Source organism: Pseudomonas violetae (assembly GCF_023072615.1).
Taxonomy (GTDB): Bacteria; Pseudomonadota; Gammaproteobacteria; order Pseudomonadales; family Pseudomonadaceae; genus Aquipseudomonas; species Aquipseudomonas violetae.
Window position 1 is genome coordinate 114,860 of sequence record NZ_JAKNRW010000006.1, and the last position, 10,497, is coordinate 125,356.

General features: G+C 60.1%; 10 protein-coding genes and 1 pseudogene. 6 read left to right on the top strand and 5 right to left on the bottom strand.

Annotated features, from left to right (window positions below; translation table 11 throughout):
- Positions 1-2: 2 nt before the first annotated feature.
- Positions 3-1,307 carry a fumarylacetoacetase gene (fahA, locus tag L9059_RS10800; protein WP_247290723.1) on the top strand — a complete coding sequence of 435 codons (1,305 nt, stop codon included), beginning with the start codon at positions 3-5 and terminating at the stop codon, positions 1,305-1,307.
- A 12-nt stretch (positions 1,308-1,319) separates the two neighbouring features.
- Positions 1,320-1,955 (top strand): maleylacetoacetate isomerase, encoded by a 636-nt coding sequence (maiA, locus tag L9059_RS10805; RefSeq protein WP_247290725.1) that lies wholly within the window; start codon positions 1,320-1,322, stop codon positions 1,953-1,955.
- Between the two features lie 3 nt (positions 1,956-1,958).
- Here maiA and L9059_RS10810 read toward each other — a convergent pair whose 3' ends face one another.
- Positions 1,959-2,762, bottom strand: coding sequence for a SirB1 family protein (locus L9059_RS10810; protein WP_247290727.1), 804 nt, complete (start codon positions 2,760-2,762; stop codon positions 1,959-1,961).
- Between the two features lie 175 nt (positions 2,763-2,937).
- Between L9059_RS10810 and L9059_RS10815 the strand changes: the two genes are divergently transcribed.
- The gene (locus tag L9059_RS10815) at positions 2,938-3,957 is read left to right on the top strand and encodes a Glu/Leu/Phe/Val dehydrogenase family protein (RefSeq protein WP_247290730.1); all 1,020 of its coding nucleotides are present in this window, start codon (positions 2,938-2,940) and stop codon (positions 3,955-3,957) included.
- A gap of 158 nt (positions 3,958-4,115) precedes the next feature.
- On the opposite strand, the pseudogene L9059_RS10820 reads toward L9059_RS10815, so the two are convergent.
- Positions 4,116-4,370, bottom strand: a pseudogene (locus L9059_RS10820) (YebG family protein); the annotation flags it as partial.
- A gap of 407 nt (positions 4,371-4,777) precedes the next feature.
- Here L9059_RS10820 and L9059_RS10825 point away from each other — a divergent pair.
- Entirely contained in the window at positions 4,778-5,278 is a 501-nt protein-coding gene (locus L9059_RS10825) for a phosphate-starvation-inducible protein PsiE (protein WP_247290732.1), read from the top strand.
- On the opposite strand, the gene L9059_RS10830 is transcribed toward L9059_RS10825, so the two are convergent.
- The 3 genes from L9059_RS10830 to L9059_RS10840 all read right to left on the bottom strand — a co-directional run bounded on the left by L9059_RS10830 (position 5,275) and on the right by L9059_RS10840 (position 8,598).
- Positions 5,275-5,592, bottom strand: a complete 318-nt coding sequence (locus L9059_RS10830) for a DUF3509 domain-containing protein (protein ID WP_247290734.1) — start codon at positions 5,590-5,592, stop codon at positions 5,275-5,277. The two genes, L9059_RS10825 and L9059_RS10830, sit on opposite strands and share 4 nt — an antisense overlap.
- A 264-nt stretch (positions 5,593-5,856) precedes the next feature.
- Positions 5,857-7,158 (bottom strand): serine/threonine transporter, encoded by a 1,302-nt coding sequence (locus tag L9059_RS10835; RefSeq protein ID WP_247290736.1) that lies wholly within the window; start codon positions 7,156-7,158, stop codon positions 5,857-5,859.
- Positions 7,159-7,221: 63 nt separating this feature from the next.
- On the bottom strand, positions 7,222-8,598 hold the full coding sequence (locus tag L9059_RS10840; protein ID WP_247290738.1) for an L-serine ammonia-lyase: 1,377 nt from the start codon (positions 8,596-8,598) through the stop codon (positions 7,222-7,224).
- Between the two features lie 135 nt (positions 8,599-8,733).
- Between L9059_RS10840 and L9059_RS10845 the strand changes: the two genes are divergently transcribed.
- Both L9059_RS10845 and L9059_RS10850 read left to right on the top strand, forming a co-directional pair.
- A complete protein-coding gene (locus tag L9059_RS10845) occupies positions 8,734-9,681 on the top strand; it encodes a LysR substrate-binding domain-containing protein (RefSeq protein WP_247290740.1) in 948 nt (315 codons plus the stop codon).
- 216 nt (positions 9,682-9,897) lie between these two features.
- Positions 9,898-10,305 (top strand): HPF/RaiA family ribosome-associated protein, encoded by a 408-nt coding sequence (locus L9059_RS10850; protein ID WP_149657528.1) that lies wholly within the window; start codon positions 9,898-9,900, stop codon positions 10,303-10,305.
- Positions 10,306-10,497 lie beyond the last annotated feature (192 nt).

The following is a 10,497-nucleotide window of genomic DNA, read 5'->3' on the forward strand; positions in this document are numbered from 1 at the left end:
CCATGACTCAGACTTCCATTACTCGCAGCTGGGTTACCTCGGCCAACGGCCATGCCGATTTCCCGCTGCAGAACTTGCCGCTCGGCGTGTTCAGCATCGACGGCGGGGCACCGCGTAGCGGCGTGGCCATCGGCGATCACATCTTCGATCTGGAAGCGGCGCTGGATGCCGGCCTGTTTGAAGGTACTGCCAAAGCGGCGGCCGAAGTCACCCGTGGCGGGCAACTGAATGCTTTTTTCCAGGCGGGTGCTCCTGCGCGCAAGGCGCTGCGTGAGCGTCTGCTGCAATTGCTCGCAGAAGGCAGCACCCTGCACGGCAAGATCGAAGCCCAGGGCGCTAAACTGCTGCCACTGGCGGCGAATTGCTTGATGCACCTGCCGGCGAAAATCAGCGATTACACCGACTTCTACGTGGGCATCGAGCATGCGCAAAACGTCGGCAAACTGTTCCGTCCGGACAACCCGCTGCTGCCGAACTACAAGTACGTGCCGATCGGCTATCACGGTCGCGCCTCGACCATTCGCCCGTCTGGTACCGACGTTCGGCGCCCGAAAGGCCAGACCCTGCCGGCTGGTCAGACCGAGCCCGTGTTCGGTCCGTGCGCGCGCCTGGACTACGAGCTGGAGCTGGGCATCTGGATCGGCCAAGGTAACGAGATGGGCGACTCGATTGCGATCGGCGATGCCGCCGATCACATCGCCGGTTTCTGCCTGCTCAACGATTGGTCTGCACGGGATATCCAGGCGTGGGAGTACCAGCCGCTGGGGCCATTCCTGTCGAAGAGTTTCATCACCAGCATCTCGCCGTGGGTGGTGACGGCTGAAGCGCTGGAGCCGTTCCGCCGTGCCCAGCCCGCGCGTCCCCAAGGCGATCCGCAACCGCTGCCCTATCTGCTGGACCCGCGTGACCAGGCCGCTGGCGCTTTTAACATCGAGCTGGAAGTGCTGCTGCTCACTGAAGCGATGCGCGAGCAGAATCTGCCGGCCCATCGCCTGACGCTGAGCAACACCCGGCACATGTACTGGACCGTGGCGCAGATGGTTGCCCACCACAGCGTCAACGGCTGCCAGTTACAAGCGGGTGACCTGTTCGGTTCGGGCACTTTGTCCGGCCCGGAGAGTGGTCAGTTCGGCAGCCTGCTGGAAATCACCGAAGGCGGTAAGAAGCCGATCGAGCTGGCGAGCGGTGAGGTGCGTAAATTCCTTGAGGACGGCGACGAAATCATCCTGCGCGCCCGTTGCAGCCGCGACGGTTTTGCCTCCATCGGTTTCGGTGAGTGCCGCGGCAAAGTGCTGCCGGCGCGCTAAGAGGATCGGCCCATGGAACTCTTTACCTATTACCGCTCGACTTCGTCGTACCGGGTGCGGATTGTCCTGGCACTTAAGGGGTTGGACTATCAGGCGCTGCCGGTCAATCTGATCGCGCCGGCAGGTGGCGAGCACCGCCAGGCGCCATATCTGGGCATCAACCCGCAAGGCCGTGTGCCGGCCTTGCGAACCGATGAAGGCGATCTGTTGGTCCAGTCACCGGCCATCATTGAATACCTCGAGGAACGTTATCCACAGGTGCCGCTATTGGCCACGGATCTCGTTGCTCGCGCCCATGTGCGCGGGGTCGCGGCGCTGATCGGTTGTGATGTGCATCCGCTGCACAATGTCAGCGTGCTCAACAGGCTTCGGCAGTTGGGGCACGAGGAACCGCAGGTGGTGGAGTGGATCGGGCACTGGATCAGCCAGGGATTGGGGGCGGTTGAACAGTTGATTGGTGACGAGGGGTACTGCTTCGGCCCTCTGCCGGGGATGGCGGATGTTTATCTGATCCCTCAGCTTTATGCGGCTGAGCGCTTCAATATCTCCCTGGAGGCCTGGCCGCGTATTCGTCGGGTGGCGGCGCTGGCGGCGGTTCATCCGGCGTTCATCAAAGCGCATCCGGCGAATCAGCCCGATGCCCCCTGATGCCTAATGAACAATGGAATTGGGTGGCAAATGACCTAGCCGTTCGGTCAGGCGAATTCGCTGGATCGGGTCGTCGCTGAGCATCAGTGCGTGCTCCAGGTCGAAGCGCTCGGCATTGGGGCAATCGAGTCTTTGATACAGGCTCGCCCGGGCCAGGTAATCGGCGGCGCTGGCGTTGCCCAGTTCCAGTACCCGCTCGGCGTCGATCAGCGCTGCGATGTAATCATCGTGGGCAAGATGCAGCTGACGCAGGTTGCGGGACAGGCGTTGTAGCATCTGCCGCGGTTCGGCGTTGACCAGGTGCTCGGCGCTCAGCTTCATGTTCGGACCGTACTGGCGATGCAGCAACTCCCTGCAGTCACTCGGGTACAGGCGCCGCCCGCCGCAAGGATCAAGCAGGTGATCGGCACCGGGCACACGTAGCAGAAAATGTCCGGGGAAGTTGACCCCGACCATGGGGATTTCCAGGCGTCGGGAAAGCTCCAGGGCAATCAGGCCTAGTGCCAGAGGTTGGCCGCGCCGGTGTGCCAGCACCTTGTCGAGCAATGCCGCTTGCGGACGCAGGGGCGTGAAGTCGTCCTGGGCAAATCCCAGGTCATTCATGCGGCGCAGCAACGGCTGGGCCAACTCGCTCACCGGTAACATCGGCAAGCCATAGCTGACGCGTTGCTGCAGATCCCTGAAGTCAGCCAGCACGGATTCGACATTCAAATCCTTGTCATGCTCGACGCAGACCCACAGCGCCGCCTCGAACAGCGCGGGTGGTGATCGTTGCAGGCACTCGAAGAAGCGTTGGCGGGGCGTCATCACAATCTCCCGGGACTTGCCTCGTTTTAGCCCCGTCTCCTCCATTCGTCCAGTGCCCCGCGAGGTTATGTCAGAAAGTCTGAACGCAGCTGATGCTTATTCCGGCGCGCTTCAGCAAATTTCAGGCGCGAGCCTATACTGGCGTCTACAAGAAGTGATTTTCGGGAGCCTTACGATGTTCGCTCTCATGCAAAGCAATCGCCTTGAATCGCTGCATCTGAGCGTCGACCCGGTTACGGGGTTGAAGGCGGTGATTGCCATCCATAACAGTCGCCTGGGCCCTGCCCTCGGCGGATGTCGATACCTGGCCTATCCAGACGACGAAACCGCCGTCGAGGACGCTGTGCGCCTGGCCCAAGGCATGAGCTACAAAGCGGCGTTGGCCGGCCTGGCCCAAGGTGGCGGAGTAGCCGTGATCATCCGGCCGATTCACGTGGAAAGCCGCGCCGCGCTGTTTGAAGCGTTTGGTCGTTGCATTGAACAACTCGACGGACGCTACATCACCGCGATCGACAGCGGTACTTCGGTAGCGGACATGGATTGCATCGCCCAACAGACCCAGCATGTGACCAGCACCACCTCGGCGGGCGATCCCGCGCCGCACGCCGCAATGGGGGTGTTTGCGGGCATTCGCAGCACGGCGATGGCGCGTCTGGGTAGCGACAATCTCGAAGGTCTGCGTGTGGCAGTCCAGGGGTTGGGCAATGTGGGCTACGCGTTGGCGGAACAGCTGCATGCGGCCGGTGCCGAACTGTTGGTGAGCGACATCGACCACGGCAAGGTGCAACTGGCGATGGAGCAACTCGGCGCCCATCCCATCGCCAATGACGCGTTGCTCAGTACGCCCTGCGACATACTGGCGCCGTGCGGCCTGGGTGGAGTCCTCAACAGCAACAGCGTGTCCCACTTACGCTGTTCGGCGGTCGCAGGCTCGGCGAACAATCAGCTGACTCATCTGGAGGTCGCGGACATGCTTGAGCGCCGGGGGATTTTGTATGCGCCCGATTATGTGATCAATGCGGGCGGCTTGATCTATGTTTCGCTCAAGCATCGTGGTGAAGAGCTGACCACCATTACCGCACACCTGTCGAAAATCAGCTCCCGTCTGACCGAGGTGTTCGCCCATGCCCAGGCGGAAAAACGTTCGCCCGCGAGGGTGGCCGATGAGTTGGCGGAGCGAGTGTTGTATCGCTAATGCCCAGGCATGAAAAAGGCCCTGAGTCGCTGGACTCAGGGCCTGTTCAATTCGGATGTTGATTACTTGGGTGCTTTCGCCGCCTTTGCAGGTTTAGCGGGTGCAGCGGTTTCAACCGCTTCAGGTTCTTGCGTTACTTCAACGGGGGCAACCATTTCGGCAGGCGCGCTCAACAGTTCGGACAGGGCGTCCGGTTGGCTCTTGAATGCCTTGGCGAACACGTCGCGGTTCTTCGCCATGTAGATCCCGGCTTCTTCCACTTGCTGTTCGGTCAGGGACGGAACAGCTTTTTGCAACACTTCAGCCAGCAATTCGGCGAGTTCGAGCATTTTGTCATGACGGTCAGCTTCGGCTTTATCCATGAACAAGCGCTCCAGATCTCGGCTGCTGCGGTATACCACTTCGACGGCCATTCACCACCTCACATGCCTTCACATTAAGTTGTCGTACTCGACCACTGTATTTATATACAGCGGAAAGGATAAGCGAATCCTTGCGCTTTGGGTAGCGGCTTTTCACTTTAGCCGTGTTTTGGCTGGGGAGCGGGGCTGATGGATATAACTGTGTGAGCAAAGCTTGCTGGCGATTCGGGATACCCGTCACCCTCAATGTTGAATGCCAAACCGCGATCGCGCGCATGCTTTGCTCCCACGACCGTTTCCCGCAACAGGCTCCTACAAACCGCTTGCGCAAAACCAAAGTGCCTCACATCACCGGGCCACCATCTCACCTCTCAATCGCTGGCCTTTTTTCTGCATGCCAAACAACCGTCACGTCAAACCCGCATCATCCGGTCAAGCCGACCTAAGGAAGAATCACCGTGAAAATCAACTGGGCCGAGAAACTGCGGCAGAACGTGCACCAACTGGCCGAGTCCCTGGGCAACCTATTCGTCGAAAGCTTCCACTACCTGGCACTGTTCGCCATAGGAGCGGTAACCGCCTGGGCGGCGGTGATGGAGTTTTTGGGAATGCTGGAAAAGGGACACATCAAGATCGATGACATCCTGCTGCTGTTCATCTACCTGGAATTGGGCGCCATGGTCGGGATTTACTTCAAGACCAACCACATGCCGGTGCGCTTCCTGATCTACGTGGCCATCACCGCACTGACCCGCCTGTTGATCTCCAACGTCTCGCATCACAACCCACCGGATATCGGCATCATCTACCTGTGCGGCGGCATCTTGCTGCTGGCGTTCGCGATCCTGGTGGTGCGGTACGCCTCGTCGCAATTCCCTTCAGTGAAAATCGAGCACCCGCAGCGCAAGGTCGGCGCGGGTTCCAGCGAGCATCCCGAAGTGGAGAAGGGCGAGCTTTAGAGCCCCAGAGAAGGGCGCGGTTGGCCCTTGACGAGCGGCGGTGGCAGCGTTCGGTTGTCGCCGTCGGTCATGGCTTCAAGAATGGCCACTGCACTGTGGCCCTGCTCGATGGCAATGCCGAACTGAATGCTTTGCACCAGGCGCTTCAGGCGCTTGGGATCGTTGCGCTGGTCGGCACTGATCATCCGTTTGGCTGCGACCCGCCCGCTGTTGGACAGGGTCAGCATGATGCTGCCGTCGAGTCCCTGAATGCTCAGGTTGATCTGGTAGTCCGGCGCGAAGGCATCGGTAATGAGCTGAAAAGGATTGTCCATGATGCGTCACCGCCTGATTGAACGTGCAGTTGTTGACCGACCATGGTCGGGTTGGTTCGCATGACCGGACCATTGGCAGGCCGCTCGCGATAATCACCCAAAGAACTTAGCAAGCGGCATGCCGGAAAGATTGTCAGACAATAAATCGCGTACCTGTAGGAGCGAGCTTGCTCGCGATGCTCGCCAACGATAACGCATGCTTTCTGAACACGCGCGGCGTACCGGAGACCATCGCGAGCAAGCTCGCTCCTACAAAGGGCAGTTTCAGGGCAGGAATGAATAAACGATCGCAGACAGTGCAATCAAGCCGATCAACACCACGAACACATTCGAAGCCTGGCCCGAATACTGGCGCAAGGCCGGTACGCGGCGGATGGCGTACATCGGCATCAGGAACAGCAGGCAGGCAATGATCGGCCCACCGAGGGTTTCGATCATGCCGAGGATGCTTGGATTAAACGTCGCCACCGCCCAGCAGCTGAGGATCATGAACAGTGCCGTCGCGCGGTTCAGCCAACGGGCGGACATCACCTTGCCGCGGCCGCGCAGGCTTTTCACGATCAGGCCCTGGAAGCCTTCGCTGGCGCCAATGTAGTGGCCGAGGAAAGATTTGGTGATCGCCACCAAGGCAATCAACGGGGCCGCGTAGGCGATCACCGGAGTCTGGAAGTGATTGGCCAGGTACGACAGGATCGAGATGTTCTGCGCTTTCGCCGCCGCCAGGTCCGCCGGGGACAGCGCCAGCACGCAACTGAAGCAGAAGAACATCACTGTCACGACCATCATTGCGTGAGCAATGGCGAGAATGCCGCTGCTCTTGGCTTCGGCCTGTTCGCCGTAGCGCTGTTTCTGATCCACCGCGAAGGCCGAGATGATCGGCGAATGGTTGAACGAGAACACCATCACCGGGATTGCCAGCCACAGGGTCTGGAAGAACAGCGGCATCGGCATGCCTTCACTGGCGGTGGCGAAGAACGCGCCGTTCCAGTTCGGAATCAGGCTGATACCCAGTAACAGCAATGCGGCGACGAAGGGGTAGACCAGTACGCTCATACATTTGACGATCACGCCCTGGCCGCAGCGGACGATTGCCATCAGGCCGAGGATCAACCCCAGCGACAGAATGGCTCGCGGCGGCGGGGCGATGTGCAGCTGATGCTCCATAAAGCTGCTCAGGGTATTGGTCAGCGCGACGCTATACACCAGCAGAATCGGGAAGATCGCGAAGAAGTACAACAAGGTGATCAGCTTACCGGCACCAATGCCGAAGTGTTCCTCCACCACTTCAGTGATATCACCGGAGCGGCCGGACAGCACGAAGCGGGTCAGGCCACGGTGCGCGAAGAAGGTCATCGGGAACGCCAGCACTGCGAGGATCAGCAGGGGCCAGAAACCGCCAACTCCGGCGTTGATCGGCAGGAACAGGGTGCCGGCGCCGATCGCCGTGCCGTAGAGGCCGAGCATCCAGGTGGTGTCGTGTTTGCTCCAGCCTTTGCTGGTTGTAGCGGTGTAACGGTTTACGTCTACAGCAGGATTTTCGGCAGCAGGTGTACGTACATCGGTCATCGTATTGGCCTCGTTATTGTTCTTGCTCGGGCTCACGTGGTACGGGCGGTCAGGGAATGCTCCTCAGCACTCCACCCAGCTCACGGCCAGGCCGCCCCGTGAAGTCTCTTTGTATTTGTCGTGCATGTCGGCACCGGTATCGCGCATGGTGCGGATCACCCGGTCGAGGGAAATGAAATGTTTGCCATCACCGCGCAGGGCCATTTGCGTGGCGTTGATTGCCTTCACGGCGGCGATCGCGTTGCGTTCGATGCAGGGCACCTGAACCAGCCCGCCGACCGGGTCGCAGGTCAGGCCGAGGTTGTGTTCCAGGCCGATTTCGGCCGCGTTTTCCAGTTGCTCTGGCGTCGCGCCCAGAACGTCCGCCAAGCCTGCAGCGGCCATGGCGCAGGCGGATCCGACCTCGCCCTGGCAGCCGACTTCGGCACCCGAGATGGACGCGTTCTTCTTGCACAGAATGCCCACCGCCGCCGCACCGAGGAAAAAGGCGACCACGTCGTCATCCGACGCCTCCGGATTAAATTTCATGTAGTAGTGCAGCACCGCCGGGATGATGCCTGCCGCGCCATTGGTGGGCGCCGTGACCATACGCCCGCCGGCGGCGTTCTCTTCGTTGACGGCGAGGGCGAACAGGTTGACCCATTCCATGGCGGACAGGGTGGAGGTGATGACATTGGGCTTGCCGATTTCCAGCAGGGCACGGTGCAACTTCGCCGCCCGTCGCGGCACGTTCAGCCCGCCCGGCAGGATGCCCTCGTGAAGCAGGCCTTGCTCGACGCATTCGCGCATCACCGACCAGATATGCAGCAGGCCCTGGCGAATCTCGGCTTCGCTGCGCCAGGCCAGTTCGTTGGCCATCATCAGCTCGGAAACCCGCAGGCTGTTCTGGTTACACAGCTTGAGCAATTCCGCGGCGCTGGAGAAATCATAAGGCAGCACGACGTCGCTGGACGGTGCGATGCCAGACTCGGCCTCGGCCGCCTCGATGATGAAACCGCCGCCAATCGAGTAATACGTCTGCTCGGCCAGTTCACCGGTTTCGCCGAAAGCTGTCAGAGACATCGCGTTGGGGTGGTAAGGCAGGCTCTCGTCGAGCAGCAACAGGTCGGTTTGCCAGTTGAAGGCTATAGTGGTTTTCCCGGCCAGCTTAAGCTCGCGGGTCTCCAACAGCGTGGTGATCCGGTCTCCGATACAGGACGGGTCGATGCTGTCTGGCCACTCGCCCATCAGCCCCATCACGCAGGCGTGGTCGGTTGCATGGCCTACGCCCGTGGCCGATAGCGAGCCATAAAGGCGGATTTCTACCCGACGAACGGCATTGAGCAAATCCTGGTCGTGGAGGCCTTGGGCGAAGGTCGCTGCGGCGCGCATGGGGCCGACGGTGTGAGAGCTGGACGGGCCGATGCCGACTTTGAAGAGATCGAAAACACTGATAGCCATGCTAAAGCCTATACAAGTAATGGGAGAGAAATCGCTGCCATTTTTGTAGGACAAGCGCAAGGTCGGCGATACTGCCCATCTCGGTCCTACGTGACCAACGAAATATCCTACTCAAGCCTTTAGCAGGACTAAACGATGAGCCGTCAATTGCACGCCCAAACTTATGTCTGGCTGCACGTGTTTTCCTGTGCCGCGCGGCACTTGTCGTTTACCCGATGTGCCGAAGAGCTGCACATCACGCCGGGTGCAGTCAGCCAGCAGATTCGCCAACTGGAAGAACGTCTCGGATTCCGTTTGTTTCACCGGCGTGCCCGCGGCGTTGAATTGAGTGCTGAAGGCCAGCGATTGGCCATTACCGTCAACGAAGCGTACGGCAGCATCGATGCGGAATTGCGACGACTGGACGCCGGCATGATCAGCGGAATCCTGCGGGTGCGCTCGATCCCATCGTTCCTCAGCAAATGGCTGACCCCGCGCCTGCCGCGTTTGCAACAACGTTTTCCGGATATTCAGCTGCGGCTGGTGGCCGAAGACAGCAGCGTGCCGTTGCACGAAGGCGATTTCGATCTGGCGATCGACCTTAACGACGGCAGTTATCCAGGGCTGTTATCCACAGCCCTGCTGGACGAGCAGATTTTCCCTGTCTGCTCGCCAAGCCTGTTACGCGGCCGTCCGCCGCTGCACGGGCCGACGGATCTGCTGCACTTTCCGCTGCTGCACGACATCACCGCCTGGCGCGGCAGCTATGAATACGCGGAGTGGGAGTTCTATCTGAACGCCATCGGCTTTGAAGGCGCAGACGTGCGGCGCGGGCATACCTTCAACCGCAACCACCTGACCATCGAAGCGGCGATTGCCGGCATGGGCGTGGCGATCGCACGGCGGACCTTGCTTAATGACGAACTGGAGCGCGGCACCTTGATCGTGCCGTTTGGCCTGGCGGTGCCCAACCATAAACGCTACGTGCTGCTCTATGCGCCGGGGGCGCTGAGTCATCCGGGCGTGAGGGCGGTACATGACTGGCTGGTGGAAGAGGCGGGGATCTTTCGAAGCCTGCACCCGCTGGGCGAGCGGCAGATGTGAGCGGCCCGGGGGGGGCTGGACCCTGGCTACCCAACTCCCGACATTAACAGTGCTTTTGGCGGTTGTCCGGCTTTTTTTGCGAATGGATATTTATCTTTTCTTAGGGGTTGAAATGTTCTTCCTCCAGCCTGATTGTGTAAGTAAGAGGTCACGGTGATGACGCCCACGGGCCAGCCGCAAGGCCTCTCGCGAGCTAGCTGAAATAAGGGATGAACTATGCAAATCCAAGTCAACAGTGATAACCATATTCAAAGCAGCATCCGACTGGAGGAGTGGGTACGTACTACCATTGAGAGCACGCTCGAACGTTATGAAGAGGACCTGACCCGCGTCGAGGTTCATCTGCGGGACGAGAACGGCGACAAGCCCGGTCCCCACGATATGCGCTGCCAGCTGGAAGCGCGGCCAAAAGGCCATCAGCCGATTTCCGTTACCCACAAAGCCGACACCCTGGAGCAAGCCATCGATGGTGCGGCGGAAAAACTCGAACATGCGCTAGAGCACCTGTTCGGCAAACTGCGGGGCAAACCACGTGCCGCGATCGTGCCGTTCGAAAGGGTGGCAGCTGATGCGCTGCTCGAAGACGAGTTTCTCGAGAACGAACAGGCTGCGCAAAACGGTTGACGCCTGATGTGATCTTTATCTAGCCAACGACAAACGGGCCTGCTGATGCAGGCCCGTTTTTATTTGTGCGGGTTACGGACTCTTTTTGGGACGAGCTTGCGCCGGGCGGCGTTCCGACAATGGGCGTTAACTATAACGCGGGGAGTTTAACCAGCTTCTTGGGGGTGATTTGATTCGGGTCCCGTTTGCTTT

Coding starts and splice junctions, on each gene's coding strand:
- L9059_RS10835 (WP_247290736.1), bottom strand. CDS start 7,158: ATGACCGATGTACGTACACCTGCTGCCGAAAATCCTGCTGTAGACGTA.
- L9059_RS10845 (WP_247290740.1), top strand. CDS start 8,734: ATGAGCCGTCAATTGCACGCCCAAACTTATGTCTGGCTGCACGTGTTT.
- L9059_RS10840 (WP_247290738.1), bottom strand. CDS start 8,598: ATGGCTATCAGTGTTTTCGATCTCTTCAAAGTCGGCATCGGCCCGTCC.
- L9059_RS10850 (WP_149657528.1), top strand. CDS start 9,898: ATGCAAATCCAAGTCAACAGTGATAACCATATTCAAAGCAGCATCCGA.
- L9059_RS10815 (WP_247290730.1), top strand. CDS start 2,938: ATGTTCGCTCTCATGCAAAGCAATCGCCTTGAATCGCTGCATCTGAGC.
- L9059_RS10810 (WP_247290727.1), bottom strand. CDS start 2,762: ATGACGCCCCGCCAACGCTTCTTCGAGTGCCTGCAACGATCACCACCC.
- L9059_RS10830 (WP_247290734.1), bottom strand. CDS start 5,592: ATGGACAATCCTTTTCAGCTCATTACCGATGCCTTCGCGCCGGACTAC.
- fahA (WP_247290723.1), top strand. CDS start 3: ATGACTCAGACTTCCATTACTCGCAGCTGGGTTACCTCGGCCAACGGC.
- maiA (WP_247290725.1), top strand. CDS start 1,320: ATGGAACTCTTTACCTATTACCGCTCGACTTCGTCGTACCGGGTGCGG.